The sequence below is a fragment of the Flavobacterium amniphilum genome (assembly GCF_023634845.1).
GTDB classification, from domain to species: Bacteria; Bacteroidota; Bacteroidia; order Flavobacteriales; family Flavobacteriaceae; genus Flavobacterium; species Flavobacterium amniphilum.
This window is the reverse complement of record NZ_JAMLJL010000007.1, coordinates 59,436-79,534: the sequence shown is the minus strand read 5'-3', so window position 1 is coordinate 79,534 and position 20,099 is coordinate 59,436. Positions and strand designations below refer to the sequence as shown.

Genomic DNA, 20,099 nt, shown 5'->3' with positions numbered 1-20,099 from the left:
GCCAAATAAAACTTTAGCTTTTTACTTTGTAACTTAGCGACTGTCAACTTTGCAACTTAAAACAAATGAAATTCCAAGTCATATCCGATTACAAACCGATGGGAGACCAACCCCAGGCTATCAAAAAATTAGCCAAAGGGATTATTGATAATGAACAATACCAAACGCTTTTGGGTGTAACAGGTTCAGGAAAAACATTCACGGTTGCAAATGTCATTCAGGAAGTACAGCGCCCAACATTGGTCCTGGCCCATAACAAAACGCTTGCCGCCCAATTATACTCGGAATTCAAACAGTTTTTCCCGAATAATTCGGTACAATATTTCGTATCGTACTATGACTACTATCAGCCGGAGGCTTTTATTCCCGTAACCGGAACGTATATCGAAAAAGATTTATCCATCAATGATGAATTGGAAAAACTGCGTTTAAGCACGACTTCTGCATTGCTTTCAGGACGACGGGACGTATTGGTAGTTGCATCGGTTTCGTGTTTGTACGGTATCGGAAACCCGGTGGAGTTTCAAAAAAACGTAATTTCAATTGAACGGGACCAAACCATTTCACGTACCAAATTTTTGCACCGCTTGGTTCAGAGTTTGTATTCGAGAACCGAAGGAGATTTCACTCCCGGAACATTCCGCATCAAAGGCGATACGGTTGAAGTGTACCCAAGTTATGCCGATGAACCTTTCCGGATCCATTTTTTTGGTGATGACATTGAAGAAATTGAAGCTTTTGATACCAAAACTTCCAAAGTAATAGAACGGTACGAAAAACTGAATATTTATCCCGCCAACATGTTTGTTACCTCTCCCGACGTATTACAGAATGCCATCTGGGAAATTCAGCAGGATTTAGTCAAACAGGTTGATTATTTCAAGGAAATAGGAAAACATCTGGAAGCCAAAAGACTGGAAGAACGAACCAATTTCGATCTGGAAATGATCCGGGAATTAGGCTATTGCTCCGGAATTGAGAATTATTCAAGGTATCTCGACGGACGTGAAGCCGGAACAAGACCGTTCTGCTTATTAGATTATTTTCCTGATGACTATTTAATGGTGGTCGATGAAAGTCACGTGACCATTTCACAGGTACACGCCATGTACGGAGGCGATCGCAGCCGTAAAGAAAATCTCGTGGAATATGGCTTCCGTCTTCCCGCTGCCATGGACAACCGTCCGTTGAAGTTTGAAGAATTTGAAGCATTGCAAAATCAGGTTTTATATGTTTCGGCAACACCGGCCGATTACGAATTACAAAAATCGGAAGGTATTTATGTCGAACAGGTTATCCGTCCAACCGGCTTATTGGATCCCATCATTGAAATACGCCCCAGTCTAAACCAGATTGATGATTTGATTGAAGAAATCCAGCAACGGTGCGAAGTTGATGAGCGTACATTAGTCACAACCCTGACGAAAAGAATGGCGGAAGAGTTGGCCAAATACTTGACAAAGGTATCAATACGTTGCCGTTATATCCATTCGGATGTGGACACTCTGGAACGTGTGGAAATCATGCAGGATTTACGCAAAGGGGTTTTTGATGTACTGATTGGTGTTAACTTACTTCGTGAAGGACTTGATTTACCGGAAGTTTCCCTGGTGGCCATCTTAGATGCTGACAAGGAAGGTTTTCTCCGAAGCCATCGCTCGCTGACACAAACCGTAGGACGTGCCGCCCGTAATGTTAACGGTAAAGCCATTATGTACGCAGACAAAATCACGGCTTCGATGCAAAAAACAATTGACGAAACCAATTACCGCAGGGAAAAACAGATGAATTTCAATACAGCAAATAATCTGGTTCCAAAAGCACTCAATAAAAGCCTTGGTAATGCACTGAGCAATAATTCAGTTTCTACAAAATACTATGAGGAAAAAGTACTGAAAGCTGCTGAACCGGAAAGTGAATATTTATCAAAACCTGAAATTGAAAAGAAAATCCGTGACAAACGCAAAGCCATGGAGAAAGCCGCAAAAGAACTGGACTTCATGCAGGCGGCCAAATTAAGGGACGAAATCAAATTACTTCAGGAAAAAATTTAATTATTTGTTGAAAAGACAGAATTCAGATTCAAACGGAATTAATTTATTGGGAAACAATTTAAATGTTTCTTCAGATTTCGGAATTTACAAAATATCTTTTCCAAAAAACGTAACGCCGGGTACTTATGATCTTACCGCCAATAGTGATTTCGGAGCCGGTATTCCAAATGCTGATAACCATGCAGAATTCGATTTGACTTCCGGTAGCTTAACGATCACCTCACATAACGGAAACAATATTGTGGGAACCTTCAACTTCACAGTGAATAACGGTTCAGAAACGATTACAATTACAAACGGAAGTTTCGACATCACACACAAATAAAAAAAACAGGAAATTACTTACGCGTTATATTTATTTTAATATTTTTGTTAAGTCAACATATCCCAATCTAAAAATTTATGAAAAATTTCCTAAAAACACTAAGTCTTGTTTTGACTGGACTATTATTATTTTCATGTAGCGGTTCAGATGACGCTACAGGCAACTCATCCATTTCAGGTACAATCGATGGACAAAGTTGGTCATCTTCCGGTGCAATCGCAAGCATTGAAGATTACTCAACTGACGACGAAAATGTACATATTCTGGAAATTGCCGGAGTAAAGACTAATGGTTCATCCATGACCTTCCAGATCCCAATTACAGATTTAACAGTGGGCACCCACAGCTATAACGATGAAAGCGAAGCAATGATGACCTATGTATCAGCAAATGAAGAAATTTATTTCAGCACTGAAACAGGATGTTCATTTACTTTAAATATCACTGAAATCAATAGCAACACCGGAAGGCTGTCTGCTACTTTTACTGCAAACCTGAAAGACTTGGAAGGCAGTGGCCTTTCCATCACAAATGGGGAAATAAACAATGTCATGTTGATTAACAATGATTATTACTCAAACGGTACAATGACATTGACCCGAAACGGTGGAACTGCATTTACCATGGATACTGACAATAGTGATGGTAAATTTTTAATGATTTCACAAACTTCTGTTTCTGATGCAGTTAATTTATTCGGAAACAATGCAAATATTTCTTCAGACTTTGGGATTTACAATGTATCTTTCCCAAAAACCGTTACACCGGGAACGTATAATCTGGCTACTGCAAGTGGTTTCGGAGCGGGAATAGGAAATTCTGACGGACAGGCTGAATTCAACCTGACTTCCGGTAGTTTAACCATCAGTTCACACAACGGAAACAATATAGTAGGAACCTTTAACTTTACTGTGAATAACGGTTCACAAACCGTTACAATCACAAACGGAAGTTTCAACATTACACACAGATAAAAGAAACAAAAATCCCTTGATCACTCAAGGGATTTTTTATTTACTGCTTGATCAACTTCAAGGAATTTCCTTTCTCAAATTGGAGAAAATACAATCCAACCGGCTGGTTTTGGATGTCTATTCGGTTTGCTCCAAAAACCAAACTCCCTTTCTGGATAGTTTGCCCTAATACATTTACAACAGAATAAAGATGGTCAGCAGGCGAATCTACAGTATAAATTCCATTCCCGGGATTTGGATACAAACGAAATGTCTCCGTATCAAATGCATCATTTCCTAATGACGGATCTGACATTTTTTGGACAAATCCATCTTCAGCTCCGGCACTCACAACAGAATCAACAGAAGATGAATTCGGATTGAAATAACAGGTTCCGTTAAAAGTACCGGTGGTTATAATTTTATTATTCGCATCAATTCTGATAAAATTCCCTACATCATTACCTGTACTTCCAAAACGTCCGGCACTCACAAAACTACCCGAATCAGTTAACTTTTGCACAAAAACATCATTCCCTCCGTTTGTAGTCAAACTGGTTGTCGCTACTCCCGGATCGAAATCAACAGTACCGTTGAAATAACCGGTGGAAAATACATTTCCGGAACTGTCACACGTAATAGAACTAATGAATTCAGCACCGGTGCCACCAAATGTTTTGGCCCATAAAGCCGATCCGGCACTGTCAAATTTAACAATCACATTATCAGTACTACCGTTCGAAGGAAAATTAACCGTAGCCGGACTTAAAGGCACCATTATCGTTCCGGTAAAATTAGCCGCCACATAAATATCTCCGGCAGTATTAACCACAACACTTCTTCCGTACTCTTCATTTCCTCCCCCAATACTTTTTACCCATTGGTAATTGCCTGAAGTATCCAATTTCAGCAAAAAACAATCAGATGCTCCTCCAACCGGCCCGTAGTTTTGCACTACCGGACTCGGATCAAAATCGGTCACAGCACCAAAATTACCCGTTGCATAAACATTCCCCGCTGCATCTGTAGCTATACCGTTTACCGATTCACTACCCAAAGAACCAACCTGCTTTGCCCATTGGTAGACTCCCGATGTATTGTACTTAATTATAAAAAAATCATTAGTACCACCAGTTGACGTAAAAACAACCGGTTCCGAATCTACTGCCATCGGTCCTTTGAAATAGCCGCCCAGCATAACATTATTGTTTGCATCAACAGATACGGTTGTAACAACGACTGCATTACCTGAAACAGCATTAGTCGTGAATTGCTTCGCCCAGACATAAGTTCCGTTAGTATCCAGTTTCAAAAGAAATCCCTGCGGCGTAAAAACACCTCCCGCACCCATATTATTCACTCCTGCATCAGGGTTAAAATCCACTACATAAGCAAAATAACCCGCCAGATATATATTCCCGGTATTGTCAACCGCCATCGAATAAGCTTGGTCAAAATCGGAGCCTCCAATTTTTTTTGCCCAGACGAAATTTCCGGATGCATCGAATTTAGTGATGTAAAAATCAACTCCTCCACCGGCTGCACTGGTCAGCGTTGTGGTTCCGGGCCCGGGATCAGCATCAAAAGTCCCACGGAATGTTCCCGTTGTATATACATTTCCTGCAGCATCAACTACCGATGCATTCCCTCCGTCTACTCCTGTAGATCCAAAAGTCTTAACCCATTCAAAATTCTGTGCTTCGGCAACAACAACCGAAAATACAGCAACTACTAATACGTAAAGTTTTTTCATGATAATTTAGTTTTTCGTGTTTCTCAGGACAAGATTACTGCCTAAATCATCTTAAATAAGCAATCAATTCATAAACAGTCGGTTTGACTTCATAAATGGTAGTATTTTACAAAACAGAAAACTGCTTTTAATCAATTTATCTTGTATTTTAGCAATTCAATAACAAACTGAACAATGAAAGCAATCCTTGTTGATGACGAACCAAATGCCCGGTCATTATTGCGGAATTTAATTAACGATCACTGCAAAGGGATTGAAATTATAGAAGAAGCGCCTGATGTTAAAACTGCAGTAAAACTATTGAATAAACATGCAATAGATATTGTATTTTTAGACATTGAAATGCCCAACGAGAATGGCTTTGCCTTGTTTGATTATTTCGAAAACCCAACTTTTGAAACGATTTTTTGTACGGCTTATTCGGAATATGCCATCAAAGCATTTGAAGTTTCCGCAGCCGATTATTTATTGAAACCCATCAGCATCAGCAAACTGCAGTTAGCCGTTGAAAAAGCAATCAAACAACAGGGACAAAATCAGATTTTACAGAAAATAAACCTTCTAAAAGAAAATATTACCGTTAACCAACTCCAGAAAATTGCACTTCCGCAAGCTGACGGACTGACATTTTTAAAAATAGAAGACATCTTGTATTTTGAAGCCGATGGCTCTTACACGCATGTGATTACCAACACCGAAAAATACCTGATCAGTAAAAAAATTAAGGAATTTGACGAATTGCTTCAGGGCGATTCCCGATTTTTCAGGGTACACCGTTCCTACCTTGTCAATATACAGATGATTTTAAAATACAATAAAAAAGAAGGCTCAACTCTTCTGTTCGAAAACGGAAAAGTAATTCCCGTGGCAAGGGAAAAAAAATCGGAGTTTGATGAATTTATCAGTCGTATAAGTGTTTAAAAACTCCCCACTACAAGGAGTTTTTACTTTACTTAGCCAAAGGCCATGAAATGTTAATGTTCTCAGCAACGAAAAGCATTACATCAACTAGATAAAACATAATGAATTCTTTTAATGTTAGTATTCCAAATTTATAATTTAAAATGAATAAATACCTGATACTGTTTCTTTTTACTGTTAATTTTATATTGGCACAGGATAATCCGAAAGAAATCATGGCTTTATTAAACAAGCATCCCAAAAAAGACACGACCCGTTGCTATTACCTAAACAAACTGATTGAAAGCGAAAACGATGAAAACATATGGGTAAACTATAATTTGGAACTTCAACAAATCACTTTGAAGAAAGGAAAATCGGAGAAAAACAAAACAATCCGGAAAACCTATATAAAATACCTCTCCATTGCTTACAACAACAATGGCGCATATGAACTGTATAAAGAAAACTATACCAAAGCCATTAACTGGTATAAAAAATCATCTGCAACTGCAAATGGAATCCAATACCATTACGGAACAGCCCTTGCACTTCAAAACATAGGCACAGCATACGATTATTCAGGAAAAATAGACAGCACCCTGGCCTACATGAAAAAAGCCTATAAGTATTCTGTTTTGTCCGGTGACAAATCCGGACTTGCCTACATAGTAACCGATCTCGGATACATTTATAACAATCTAGGAAATAATCAGTTATCCATAAAATACAACTTACAGGCTTTAAAATTATTTGAAACTTTAAACGATAAGGAAGGCTTAGAGAGAACCTATTTTGCTTTAGGGCGGATTTTTGACAATCAGAATGATTTTAAAAGCAGTATAAACTATTATAAAAAATGCTTACAAATCAATGAAGAAACTAACAATACAGAGCGGATTACCATCGCTTCCAATAGTTTAGCCAATGCCTACACTAACAGTAATCAACTGGATTTGGCCATAAAGCATAATACCAATTCGTTCAGTCTGGCAAAAAAAACCAATAACAATGATTTCATTGCATACTCCCTGAAAACATTCGGGGATATTTACTTCAACAAAAAAGAATTCACCAAAGCCAAATCCCATTACATCAAAGCGGCTGACATTTTTCAAAAAATAAATGCCAACTTACATCTGTGTAAAACATACATCAAAATCGCTACTATTCTAAATCAGCAAAATGAATTATCAAAAGCACAGGATTATGCTTTAAAAGCGTATAAACTGACGGAAAACACTAAATTCCCTTCTGATAAGAAGAATGCTGCTGAAATCCTGAGTCAGGTATATTTCAAAAGTAATGATTATAGAAAAGCGTATGATTATAAGGCCATTGCATCAGAAATTGCAGAGAAAATTTACTACGACGAAAGCAAAGAAATAGCACTAAAAGCAACATACAAATACGAAACCGGTAAAAAAGAATCGGAAATCAACCAATTAAAACAACAAAAGCAAATCAGTGAACTGCAATCACAACGGAAATCGATTTTGATTTATACTTTCATCGGCTCAATTATTGGCCTTGCATTATTATCCTACTTTTTCTTCAACCGTTTTAAAACCAAAAAACAAAATGAATTACTAAAGATACAGTTACAGGAAGCCGAAAAAACAATTGAAGCTGAAAAGAAAGCCTCTGAAAGTGAAATCAAAGCCTTAAGAAGCCAAATGAACCCACATTTTATTTTTAATGCACTCAACAGCATTCAGGAACAATTCATGTACGGTGATAAAATCAAGGCTAATGAGCAAATGAGTAATTTCACCTATCTGACCAGACAGATTTTAAATGTTTCGGGTAAGAAGCTGATAACGGTTGCATCAGAAATAGAAATCCTGACCAAATACCTTGAACTGGAAAAAATGCGGTTCCAAAGCAATTTTGAGTACACAATAAATTGCTCTGACAACGTAGATGAAGATTATTTACAAATTCCGCCCATGCTAATACAGCCTTTTGCCGAAAACAGCATCAAACACGGCCTGCTCCACAAAGAAGGACTTAAAAAAATAACGATTATTTTTGATTATAACGAGTCGGAAGAACTCATTATCTGCACTATTGAAGATAACGGAATCGGAAGGGAAAAATCGGCTGCCATCAAAACCCGGAATGAAAACAATCATCAATCATTTTCAACAGATTCCATTGCGCAACGATTGACACTATTGGATAAAACCAAAAAAATCAAAAATCTGATTGTTTATGAAGATATACGAAATACCGGAAACGAGGTAACAGGCACAAAAGTAACCCTGAAAATACCGGTAAACTAGTTTAACTGTTCCTGGAAAGCGCCCAGCAATACTTCGGCATCAACCATCTGATCCGGCGATTGTTCCATCAATCCCAAGACTCTTTTCATGGCATTCGGATTCAGTCCCATGTTAATCCCTATCTCATTGATGGCAACACGCTCATGGGCATGCAAAACCCCGTCACAATGCATCAATAAAGCCAAACGGTAAAAATGCAGGATACGGTGAAATTCATCTTTAATGACTTTGACCTCATCACGCTTTTTGAACAACTCCAGAAAAGTTTCCTTATCAATCTGTAATTCCTGCGAAACCATCAGCAAAAAATCATACTCACGGTCATGCAACACGCCGTCGATTACGGCAAAGCCGATCATTTCTGAAAGTAAACTGATTTTGTCTTCGTAGGAATTCATAAATTGATTATTTTTAACAAAACTATACTTTTTAATCAAAATTCCAAAAGGATAATGCCTGCCAGACTGATAAAACTACTTTTCTTTTTAACATTCCCAACTTTGGCAATTGGCCAGAAAAGCCTTGATTTAATAGAGGTCAGCACCATAACTCTGCATTCTCCCCAATTAAAAACAGACCGCAAAATATGGATCTGTCTTCCTAAGAATTACCGTACAACTTCAAAAAAATATCCGGTAATCTATTTACAGGATGCACAAAATTTATTCGATTCCAAAACATCATTTTCAGGTGAATGGAATGTTGACGAAACACTCGACAGTCTCAATGCAGAAGTCATAGTGGTAGGAATTGAACACGGAAACGACAAAAGAATAGATGAACTCACACCCTATCCTAATGAAAAATATGGTGGCGGTAAAGCCGATGATTATCTGGATTTTATCGTAAATACAGTAAAACCATATGCCGAAAAAAATTACAGGATCAAAACATCTCCAAAGTATACAGCCATCGGCGGAAGCTCATTAGGCGGATTATTTACCTTATATGCCTTACAGAAATACCCTGACAAGTTTCAGAAAGGATTTGTTTTTTCCCCGGCTTTCTGGATTAATCCCGAGATGTATCCGCTCATCGAAAAATCCGGGTTAAAAGCCAAAATGTATTTTCTGTGCGGAGATAAAGAAAGCGAAGACATGGTGTCTGATATGCAGAAAATGATCGCCGTCTTACCCAAAACAGTTACTGTTACGTCAGAAATAGTAAAAGATGGACAACATAATGAAAAATTATGGCGTGATGCTTTCGCAAAAGCGTATCTTTGGCTCTTTAATCAGGACAGATGAATAACAACGAAATATTTAAAAAACTAAGGGTTGCTTTGCAGCTGCGTGATGACCAGATCGTAGAAATTCTGGAATTAGTCGACTTCAGGATTTCCAAAGGGGAAATAGGTAATTTTTTCCGCCAGGAAGACCACCCTAAATTCATGGAATGCGGTGATCAGGTGTTGCGTAATTTCCTTAACGGATTAGTGATTCATTTAAGGGGAACCAAAGAAAACCCTAAAAATGCAATGGATGTGATCAATGCTAACGCGAAAGCTGTTTCTGCTGCAGGAAAAACCAAAAACGAAAACAGTCCAAGTGATAAACCTAAAACTGATTTCAAAAAGAAACCGGCATTCAAACCCAAAACAGCACCTAAAAAAGGAGAACCTAAAATTTCTGTAGTGGAAAAAGTAAAATTCAACAACGGAAAAAATAAAAAGAAGTAATTTTTGATTTGAAAAAAGTATAAAATACAAACCCCGGATATTAGTCTGGGGTTTCTTTTTTGAATTGAAAATTGCTATGATTTTGTTAAATATGCTGAAAAAAAAGTATTTGTAGTATATTTGCAGGCTATTTAATTCAGAATGAAAAAATTTGTCCTAATTCTTCTATTTACTTTTTCAAGTACCTCATATTCACAATACATACAGGTCGACGATACATTCACCGCACAACAACTCGTAAACAATTTCTTCGCCGGAAACAGTTGCGGACAGGCAACAAATGTATCCGTAAGCGGCGGCTCTTTTACCGGAGCCCAAAGTTTTGGAAGTTTCAATCAGGGAACAAGCACTTTTCCTTTCAATAACGGCATCGTTTTAAGTACCGGACGTGCCGTTTCTGCCATCGGTCCTAATACCGGAAACAGCAGCGAAACAATAGGTAGTTGGGCTGGAGATCAGGACTTAGAACAAGCTCTTGGTTTAGGAAACACCTTAAATGCCACTATTCTGGAATTTGATTTCACTCCCTATACAAACAAAATCAGTTTTGACTATATCTTTTCTTCTGAACAATATTTGAGTAATCCTTCTCCCAATCAGTGCGGATTTACAGATGGTTTTGCCTTTTTAATCAAACCCACCAACGGGAATTATCAGAATATAGCATTGGTACCGGGTACTAACATTCCTGTATCAGTCAATACCATCAGAGGATCAGGCACAGTATGCCCTGCAAGCAACGAAGCTTATTTTGACGCATTCAACGGATTTAACCATCCCACAACCTTCAATGGCCAGACTAAAATTTTAAAAGCACAGGCTGATGTTATAGCCGGTAATGCATATCATATAAAATTAGTAATCGCAGATCAGGGAAATGGATTGTATGATTCTGCCATATTCTTAGGCGGTGGTACTTTTCAAAGCGAAACAGATTTAGGACCCGATCACTTAATGGCATCAAACAATGCATATTGTGCGGGAGACACCGTGACTCTTAATGCATCGCAATTTGGAACCGGAAACACTTACAGATGGTACAAAGACAATGTCTTTACAGGCATCATAACACCAACATTCACGATAAGTGACAATACCAATCAGAATATCGTCGAATATAAAGCCGAGGTAATGATCAACGGAACCTGCCTGTCAACCGGAACCGTAAAAATACAGTTTGCTCCTTTAGCCGTTTTATCTAACCAGACATTGGTACAATGCGACAGCAATAATGACGGCTCAGCTACTTTCAACCTGACTAAACTGGACAACCTGATCCGCAACAATGATCCTAATTTAGGCGCAGTTACCTATTACGAAAGTATTGGCGGAAACCAAATCACAATCCCAACAGCTTACAACAGCATCCCTAAAACAATCTATGCCAGAGTAGCCGGTACCAATAACTGTTCAAACTATGCACAGGTAACATTAAGCATTTCAAATAACAATGCAAATTCACCTGTAACCTATCAGAAATGTGATGAAGACGGAACCAAAAACGGAATCACTTCTTTTGACCTCAACACCGAAATCACACCACTGATAACCGCAAGTCTTCCTTCCGGAATGGTGGTTGAATATTATGCAACGGCCACTAACGCCGAAAATCAATCCAATCCACTGGCAAATAATTACTCGAACACAACTCCAAACTCGCAAACAATCTTCGCCAGAATTGTAAATGGCCCTGATTGCTACGATATTGTAGATGTGGTCTTACATATCAATTTCAACAGTCCGGCAAATTTCGAAAACCAATCAGTGTATTTATGTCCTGGACAAACCATAACACTAAGTGTCGTAAATACATTTAATGCATACAACTGGTCAAATGGTGATACCGATTTTGAAACACAGGTATCGGCTGCAGGGAATTATACCGTTGAAGTGACAGACAACAACGGATGCAAAGCAACCAAAACATTCAATGTGCTTCCTTCTGCACCGGCAACTAACATAGACGCAATTGTCAACGACTTTTCTGAAAACAATTCGATTACCATAACATACACCGATAATGGCGGTGATTATGAGTTCTCTATTGACGGGGTTACTTATCAGGACAGTCCTGTTTTTAATCACCTTGAAGCTGGCGAATATACAGTTTATGTAAGGGATAAAAACGGCTGTACTCCTACTCCTTCAGCGGTAGTTTATGTATTGGATTTTCCAAAATTTTTCACGCCAAACGGGGATGGTTATAACGATACATGGAAAATTGAAAACCTGCAATTGTTACCGGTTTCCACAATCAGTATTTTTGACCGTTACGGAAAACTCATTAAACAGTTCACATCAAATACATCAGGATGGAACGGTACTTACAACGGAAAAAGCCTTCCGGCTGACGATTATTGGTTCATTTTAACATTTTCAAACGGAAAAACAGTAAAAAGTCACTTCACGCTTAAAAGATAATTAATACCTTTGGGCTGCAATTAAAAAACCCATGAAAATAAAATTACTCTTACTAAGCGTTTTGTTTAGCGTTTCGTGCTTGGCACAATTCAGTAAAACGCATTACATTCCGCCAATATCAAATGCAGCCAATATCGTTCCACAGGATCAGAGTTTATACATTTCCTGTCCGAGTGTTACACCTATCAATTTCAGAATCATCCAATTAGGAGGAACAACCATCAATGGGACGGTTTCAAGGGACAACCCATACATACTTTCCATTGCAACCTCTGGTTCAAATACACAACTCATTGTTGATGAAGGTAGTGCCAATTCGGTTTTAAACGACAAAGGATATATCGTCGAAGCTGAAGATTTAGTATACGTTACCGTAAGAACGGTAGCAACACCGGGTAGATTCCACGCCGGCGGACTCGTATCTAAAGGTTTAGCAGCTCTGGGAACCCAATTCAGAATTGGAGGATTCCTGAATCTGGGAACACCTGCCTTCACCGAAAATTATTACACATTTGCATCTGTACTGGCGACCGAAAACAATACGGTAATCACTTTTGATGATATCAAACCGGGGGTAACTTTAGTCAACAGCTTTACCGGAAATACGGCTTTCAGCGTTACTTTAAACAGTGGCGAAAGTTATATCATCGCCACTCAGGGTGGATTCAATGACGCCAACCGCGACGGTCTGATCGGTGCTTCCATCTCTTCGAACAAACCTATTGCCGTAAACTGCGGTACTTTCGCAGGAAGTAACAGTAATACAACTAATCTGGACTTGGGCTTTGACCAAATCGTTTCTGCCGAAAGAACAGGTACCGAATATATTTTTGTCAAAGGTGACGGTTTTAATGAAGTTGAAAGACCGCTTATAATCGCAAATGAAGACAATACCGAAATCTACGTCAACGGAAGCGCAACTCCAAGCGCCACAATCAACGAAGGGGAATATTTTGCTCTCGACGGTAATAGTTTTTCACCGGACAGGAACTTATATATACGAACTTCAAAAAAAGTATTCGCCTATCAGGCCATAGGTGGAATAGGTACTGACGGAAACCCTAACCTGGCTAATCAGAACATGCACTTTGTTCCGCCTTTGAGCTGTGAAACACCAAAAGTAATCAACAATATACCAAGGATTAACGAAGTGGGAAGTGACAATAATTTCGGAGGAACGGTTTGTATCGTTACCAAAACCGGAGCTACCCTTGACTTCATCATTAACGGAACAAACCATACCTTAACCAGCTTAGCTTCAATCGGTGTAACTTATACCGGACCTTCTAACGTAATCGGAAATACTGATTATGTAACGTATATCTTCTCAGGATTAACCGGAAATATTTCGGTTTTCTCAAGTGAATCGGTATACCTTTCCTATTATGGTTCATCAGGCGCTGCAACTTACGGTGGTTATTACTCAGGCTTTACTTTTGAACCGGAAATTGCATTCAATAAAATTTCGGTTACCAGCGATAATTGCTTGCCTAACGTAAACTTATCCGTAAACGATGCTACATCGTTCGACGTTTTCCAATGGTATTTCAACGAAACGGTAATTCCGGGTGCTACTACTAATTCATATGTTCCGACACAACCTGGTTTTTACCACGTGAAGGCTACCATCTCTGCGTGTAACACCAATCTGGAATCTGACCGTATCCCGGTAAGCTCATGCCCTACCAATCAGGAAGGTGATTTGGCAAATGATAACGTAGACGCTGATTTTGATAACGACGGTATCGATAACTGTACCGAATCTTTCGGAGACCAGCCAATCAATACAACGGTAGCCGCCGGAACAATAACGAATTCTCCTGTTACCTATACCGCTGTTTCAACTAACTCATTACCTGCCGCAGCAATTCCGTTTACCGGAAATGCTGATGGAAGCTTCATCACTGATATTCCGGCCGGAAAAGGATACTACGTAGATTACAAAGTAACTTTCAGCCAACCGCTTAATGTGGCCCTGGATTATCCGCAAACTGCCGCTGCAACCGATTTAATCAACGCTAATGCGGAATATGTGGTAAACTCGGACATCGATAAAACGGTTACGGTTTTAAACCCGGACAACCAATTATTAATCGACACGAACTATGATGGTATTTATGAAAGCGGGGTAACACAGTTTTCATCTTTTGAAATCCGATTCCGCCTGAACGGTAATACACCAATGGCTGCAGGAACTGCTACTTTCAGATTTAAATCGTTCCAGACGACTTCTTTCAAAATTACCCACAAAAACTTATTGGACACAGCTCCTAATAAATCAACTTTTAAATTGGTGGCTACTTGTGTTTACAAGGATTCTGATGCAGACGGAATTCCGGATCAGTTAGATACCGACAGTGACAATGACATCATTTCAGATAATATTGAAGCACAAGGAAATACACCTGCAACAGCAACAAATACCGACACGGATCTTGACGGTCTTGATAATGCATACGAACCGGGACTTGTTCCTACTGACACTGATGCTGACCTCATTCCTGATTATATTGATCTTGATGCCGATAATGACGGTATTCTGGATTCTGTTGAAGGTGCAATTGATACTGACACAGACAACATTAGCAACTACAGGGATCTTGACAGTGACAACGACCAGTGTTTTGATGCTAAAGAAGCGGGATTCGCTGATCCTGATAACGATGGTATCCTCGGAACTTCTCCTGCTGTTACAAACACAAACGGACTGGTAACAAGCGCTGTTGGATACACAACTCCTCATCCTGATTACATTACATCGGCTCCTGTTACGGTTACTACGCATCCGGTAAACAAAGCGCAGTGTTTATTCGAAAGTACCACTTTTGAGGTGACTTCAAATGCCGACTTCTTCCAATGGCAGGTTTCTGTCGATGGTGGTATCAACTGGACTAATCTTGCTAATGATGCAACTTATTCGAATGTAACAACCAACCAGTTAACGGTTACTAACATTCAAAACAGTATGAACGGTTATATGTACCGCTCTCAATTAAACAGAACCGGAAACAGATGTGACTTCTTCTCTAACAGTGCACAATTGACCGTATACCCGAAACCGGTTTTAAACTCAGGCGTGAGAATCGTTCAGTGTGATGACAACACTGATGGTATCACAACTTTCAACCTGCGCCAGAAAGAGAATGATCTTTCGGCTAACGCAGCTACCGAAACTTTCACGTATTTCACCACGCAAACGGGAGCACAAACTAACGATGCTTCGGTACAAATCACAAACCCATTGGCTTTTGCCAATACTACTCCGTATTCTCAAATAATCTGGGCTAGGGCAACAAATGCCAATAATTGTTTTGAAATAGTTAGCATGCAGTTGGTCTCTTCAACTACAAATGCTATCCTGAGTGCCGCAACTATCGCTCCGTTACACGTATGTGACGATTATATCGATGCCGCGAACGACGATTACGATGGTATTGCTACTTTCGACTTAACAAGTGTACAGACTTACATTGACGGATTGATTTCGGCAACTGGCTATACTTACAAGTTCTATAAAAACTATACTGATTTCCTTCAGGAAGTAGATGCAGCGGGCAATTCACTGGCTATTACAAACATCACAAATTACCGTAACATCGGCTATCCTAACACCCAAACCATTTGGGTGCGACTTGAAGATGCCAGCACAAATGACTGTGTGGGAAGTACTAACTTCCAGTTGGTAGTTGATCCGAAACCGACAATCGATACGAATGCTGACGGAGCTGATGACGTACACATTTGTACAAATGAACCAAACATTTACCAAACACTAACTTCCGGTTTAGCAAGTAGCGCTAATCCTGCAAATTACACCTATAAATGGTACAGGGACACAATCTTATTGCCAGGTGAAACCGCTTCTACCCTGACAACAAACCAAAGTGGGGTATACAAAGTGGAAGTATATAACGCAACGGGATGTTTCAAGGAAAGAACAATAACGGTCAGACAATCTAATTCGGCTACTTTGGCAGGTGATCCTGTTGTTAAAGATTTAACCGAAAACAATACCATTACGGTAACAGTAACTGGATTGGGTAATTATGTATTCGCATTGGATGATCTGTTTGCCGAAAGACAAACGACCGGATTCTTCGAAAACGTACGCCCGGGACTACACACGGTTTATGTAATCGACCTGAATGGATGTCCGGTATTGGAAGTACAGGTTTCGGTAACAGGTTTCCCGCAATTCTTCACGCCTAACGGTGACGGATACCACGAATACTGGAACATCATCGGAGCAAACAGCAGATTCAATCCAAATGCCCGTATCCAGATTTTCAACCGCTACGGTAAACTCTTAAAAGAATTTACGGCTTTATCACCGGGTTGGGACGGTACCTATTTAGGAAATCCGCTACCGGCCGACGATTACTGGTACAAATCAACACTGGAAGACGGCCGCGAAGTAAGAGGCCACTTCACTTTAAAACGATAATCACAAACTCCCTGCTATCAGGGAGTTTTTTTATGTTTTTTCTTATATTTGGTTAGACCGAAAAGTCATACTGTTTCATTAACTCAATAAAACCAATTATGAAAACTGATCTGTACACAAAAACCGTCCTGACTATTATTGCCGTATGTTTAACTGTACTAACACTACAAAGCATTGACATCGTCCCGAAATCATACGCATCAGGCAATGAAAAAACAGCAATTACAACTGCTCCCAAAAATTACGGACTGGTTCCGGTTAACGAAGACGGCTCTATAGATGTTACCATAACCCGCATCTCAACCACTGATGAACTGGATGTTAACATAGACGAAATCGGAGGTGGATTTCTATCACACGGCGGTCCGGTTCCGGTAACGATCAAGCAGCAATAAAAAAGACTGCATCACAAAATATAAAACAATCTTGTCATGGCTAAATCCTATTCAAAAGAATTATCTCCTGAAGCGCGTGAAGAATGCTACAGCCTACTGAAAACACGCTTCGAAAACAACATGAACCGCCACAAAGGAATGCAATGGGAAGCAATCCAAACAAAATTGGAAGCCAACCCAAATAAGCTATGGTCGCTCAACGAAATGGAAAAAACCGGAGGGGAACCGGATGTCATTGGTCACGATACTAAATCAGACGAATACCTCTTTTTCGATTGTTCACCCGAAACGCCAAAAGGACGCAGAAGCATCTGTTATGACCGGGAAGCACTCGACGCCAGAAAAGAATTCAAACCGTCAAACAACGCTCTCGATATGGCAACTGAAATGGGTATCGACATCTTAACCGAAGAACAATACCGGGAATTGCAGTCACTTGGAAAATTTGACACCAAAAGCTCCAGCTGGATCAAAACACCTGAAGGGATCAGAAAATTAGGCGGCGCCCTGTACTCCGAATTCCGCTACGGAACAATTTTCCTCTACCACAACGGAGCCCAGTCTTATTATGCCGTAAGGGGATTCCGAGGTGCACTGAGGGTTTAATTTATTAAAAAAACAAATGGCATTTACTGGAACAATTCTGAAAACAATACCGATGAATTAAATTTGAACATTGATAAAATCAACGAAGATTATACATCACTCGTTGCACCTATTTCGTTAAGTCTTAAATAAAAACATAATCTCAAGATCTTTAAATAACAATAAAGTAACTGTTCTTTCCATGAAACCCACAACCGCATTTCTTTTCCTGATTTCAACCCTGTTATTCATCAGCTGCAAGAAAGAAATCCCTGCCGATAATACTATAAAGTCAAAAGAAAACAAAACAGCCCTAAAACAAAAAACCGATACAGCCGCTGAAAAGAAATCCAAAGAAGAGGAAGAAACAATGGATTGGATAGCTGAAGAACTGAAAAAAATACCCAAGAATATCAAACCAATTTTCGGTTATCGCTTTGTCATAGACGGTGACTTTAACGGCGACGGAAAAAAGGAAAAGCTGATCGAGCATTTTTACAGTCTCAAAGAGAAAAAAGAAACCAATAAATTTTATGACAATCTGGGTGATATGGGCCAATTAATAGCACTTACCATCAATAAAGACCCTATGTCTTTTTTAATTTCCAACAACACCAAAATTGACACCATGATGGTATCAGGCCACGGACAGCAAATCGGTCTCTCCTACTTAAAAAACGAAGGGGATCTCAATGGCGACGGTACCGACGAAATATCCTATGTAATCAATTATGCCGACTACTCCAACTTGAACAGCTGGCATATCGCAACGTACAAAAACAATCAATGGACCGAAATCTACAGTTTCGACATATGGGACTGGCAACTGCCCGACTTACCTGAAGCCTGCAACCAATACGGCCTTTTCGGAACCGAAGACAAAATTATTGTGACTGAAAATGATTCGCTCAATCAGGCACTTGAAAAGCAATTAAAGGAATTCAAAGGATTAGTCCGTAAAGTCAAAAAGAAACGGATTGAAATCACTTACAGAACGGAAGAAGCCGATGAAAGAAAGAAAATAGTAAAACTGAAATAATTAAAATAAAATTCCATCAATCCCAAAAATCATGATGATCGACTCTCTCCGACTGCAAATCATTCCGCTTAGCCATGACCAAATGGAAAAATACATTATTCCCGATGCCTTGGAAAAAGAAATGGGACTATTGCAGAACAATCGTGTTATGACCGAACGGATCAAAACCAAAATCATCAACAACGTATTACCCAATATCAAAACCGAAAGTACCACTAACCTCTTCTATACTTTTTGGGTCATCATTTTAAAAGCGGAAAATGCCATCGCAGCCGAAATCTGCCTCAAAGGAACACCCAATGAGAAAGGCGAAGTGGAAATAGGCTATGAAACCTTTGAAGATTTCAGGGGAAAAGGCATCATGCCGGAAGCGGTTGGTGAATTGGCCAAATGGTGCTTCACAAATCAAACCGTAAAAGCAATTATCGCCGAAACTGATGATGATAACATCGCCTCCCAACGCACACTGAAAAAAAACAACTTCAAAATCACCAAAACCGAACCGGGAAATATTGTCTGGAGATTGGAGAAATTAAAACACAAAACGGCACCCGTTAGTCACAGAAATTGATATCTTCGGATTTTTAAATAAAGAACAATGAAATTCATACCAATACTGACTGCCATACTTTTATCATTCGGTTGTTTCGGACAGGAAGCACTAATCAAAAACATCAATACCTTTGAACAGGCTAATGATTTTGCTACCGAAAACCCTGAATTAGAAGCATTGGTCTGGTCAATCATACCGGAAATTGACCCGTCAAACGAATCCGGATTTTTCAACGGAAAGAAAACCGGGGATGTTTTCAATGACGGAACACTGGTGTATAAAGTAATCAGTTCTAAAAAAATTACCGCACACCGGGTAAGCTATATTTACCTTGACGGAAACAAACTGTCAATGGAAGCCATAAACAAATCCAGAAAAACCATATTGGAAAAATACAAATCAGGAACTCCTTTTTCTGATTTGGCCAAAGAATACACAATGGACAGTAACCAAACCGGCGATTTAAACTGGTTCACAGACGGAATGATGGTACCTGAATTTGAAAAAGCTGTAAAAAAGCATAAACTGAACGACATTTTCACCATAGACATACCGGAAAATAAATGGTACTACGTCACACTGAAAACTTTTAATGACAAACAATTCGAAGAATTAATCTTATTGTCGCTCAAAAAACAACAATAATCCCCTAATGTTGCAATTGGTGGATGAGTTGATACACTGAGCCTGTCGAAGTGCTCTCGAAGCCCAATC

Annotated in this window: 16 protein-coding genes; 14 read left to right on the top strand and 2 right to left on the bottom strand. The window is 39.3% G+C overall.

What is annotated here, in order from left to right; all coding sequences use genetic code 11:
* Positions 1 to 65: 65 nt before the first annotated feature.
* The 3 genes from uvrB (at position 66) to NAT51_RS09675 (ending at position 3,353) form a co-directional block, all read left to right on the top strand.
* Complete coding sequence (gene uvrB, locus NAT51_RS09685; protein ID WP_250598481.1) at positions 66 to 2,054, top strand: excinuclease ABC subunit UvrB; 1,989 nt, start codon at positions 66 to 68, stop codon at positions 2,052 to 2,054.
* A 7-nt stretch (positions 2,055 to 2,061) separates the two neighbouring features.
* A complete protein-coding gene (locus tag NAT51_RS09680; protein ID WP_250598479.1) occupies positions 2,062 to 2,379 on the top strand; it encodes a DUF6252 family protein in 318 nt (105 codons plus the stop codon).
* Positions 2,380 to 2,456: 77 nt separating this feature from the next.
* On the top strand, positions 2,457 to 3,353 hold the full coding sequence (locus NAT51_RS09675; RefSeq protein WP_250598477.1) for a DUF6252 family protein: 897 nt from the start codon (positions 2,457 to 2,459) through the stop codon (positions 3,351 to 3,353).
* Positions 3,354 to 3,393: 40 nt separating this feature from the next.
* On the opposite strand, the gene NAT51_RS09670 is transcribed toward NAT51_RS09675, so the two are convergent.
* Positions 3,394 to 5,085 carry an SBBP repeat-containing protein gene (locus NAT51_RS09670; protein ID WP_250598475.1) on the bottom strand — a complete coding sequence of 564 codons (1,692 nt, stop codon included), beginning with the start codon at positions 5,083 to 5,085 and terminating at the stop codon, positions 3,394 to 3,396.
* A gap of 174 nt (positions 5,086 to 5,259) precedes the next feature.
* Between NAT51_RS09670 and NAT51_RS09665 the strand changes: the two genes are divergently transcribed.
* Both NAT51_RS09665 and NAT51_RS09660 read left to right on the top strand, forming a co-directional pair.
* Positions 5,260 to 6,006 carry a LytR/AlgR family response regulator transcription factor gene (locus NAT51_RS09665; protein WP_250598473.1) on the top strand — a complete coding sequence of 249 codons (747 nt, stop codon included), beginning with the start codon at positions 5,260 to 5,262 and terminating at the stop codon, positions 6,004 to 6,006.
* Positions 6,007 to 6,149: 143 nt separating this feature from the next.
* On the top strand, positions 6,150 to 8,270 hold the full coding sequence (locus NAT51_RS09660) for a tetratricopeptide repeat protein (RefSeq protein ID WP_250598472.1): 2,121 nt from the start codon (positions 6,150 to 6,152) through the stop codon (positions 8,268 to 8,270).
* Here the strand turns inward: NAT51_RS09660 and NAT51_RS09655 are convergent.
* Positions 8,267 to 8,668, bottom strand: coding sequence for an excinuclease ABC subunit B (locus tag NAT51_RS09655; protein WP_250598458.1), 402 nt, complete (start codon positions 8,666 to 8,668; stop codon positions 8,267 to 8,269). The two genes, NAT51_RS09660 and NAT51_RS09655, sit on opposite strands and share 4 nt — an antisense overlap.
* Positions 8,669 to 8,722: 54 nt before the next feature.
* On the opposite strand from NAT51_RS09655, the gene NAT51_RS09650 reads away from it, so the two are divergent.
* The 9 genes from NAT51_RS09650 to NAT51_RS09610 all read left to right on the top strand — a co-directional run bounded on the left by NAT51_RS09650 (position 8,723) and on the right by NAT51_RS09610 (position 20,030).
* Entirely contained in the window at positions 8,723 to 9,517 is a 795-nt protein-coding gene (locus NAT51_RS09650) for an alpha/beta hydrolase (protein ID WP_250598456.1), read from the top strand.
* Positions 9,514 to 9,948, top strand: a complete 435-nt coding sequence (locus tag NAT51_RS09645) for a DUF1456 family protein (RefSeq protein WP_250598454.1) — start codon at positions 9,514 to 9,516, stop codon at positions 9,946 to 9,948. The genes NAT51_RS09650 and NAT51_RS09645 overlap by 4 nt, the downstream gene beginning before the upstream one ends.
* Positions 9,949 to 10,089: 141 nt before the next feature.
* Positions 10,090 to 12,369, top strand: coding sequence for a choice-of-anchor L domain-containing protein (locus tag NAT51_RS09640; protein WP_250598452.1), 2,280 nt, complete (start codon positions 10,090 to 10,092; stop codon positions 12,367 to 12,369).
* 31 nt (positions 12,370 to 12,400) lie between these two features.
* Entirely contained in the window at positions 12,401 to 16,813 is a 4,413-nt protein-coding gene (locus tag NAT51_RS09635; protein WP_250598450.1) for a T9SS type B sorting domain-containing protein, read from the top strand.
* A 98-nt stretch (positions 16,814 to 16,911) separates the two neighbouring features.
* Positions 16,912 to 17,208, top strand: coding sequence for a hypothetical protein (locus NAT51_RS09630; RefSeq protein WP_250598448.1), 297 nt, complete (start codon positions 16,912 to 16,914; stop codon positions 17,206 to 17,208).
* A gap of 36 nt (positions 17,209 to 17,244) precedes the next feature.
* Positions 17,245 to 17,814: a DUF4256 domain-containing protein gene (locus tag NAT51_RS09625; RefSeq protein WP_250598445.1), complete on the top strand. Its 570-nt coding sequence runs from the start codon at positions 17,245 to 17,247 to the stop codon at positions 17,812 to 17,814.
* A gap of 181 nt (positions 17,815 to 17,995) precedes the next feature.
* Entirely contained in the window at positions 17,996 to 18,832 is an 837-nt protein-coding gene (locus NAT51_RS09620) for a hypothetical protein (protein ID WP_250598443.1), read from the top strand.
* A gap of 31 nt (positions 18,833 to 18,863) precedes the next feature.
* Positions 18,864 to 19,403 (top strand): GNAT family N-acetyltransferase, encoded by a 540-nt coding sequence (locus tag NAT51_RS09615; protein ID WP_250598441.1) that lies wholly within the window; start codon positions 18,864 to 18,866, stop codon positions 19,401 to 19,403.
* 27 nt (positions 19,404 to 19,430) lie between these two features.
* Complete coding sequence (locus NAT51_RS09610; protein ID WP_250598439.1) at positions 19,431 to 20,030, top strand: peptidylprolyl isomerase; 600 nt, start codon at positions 19,431 to 19,433, stop codon at positions 20,028 to 20,030.
* Positions 20,031 to 20,099: the final 69 nt, after the last annotated feature.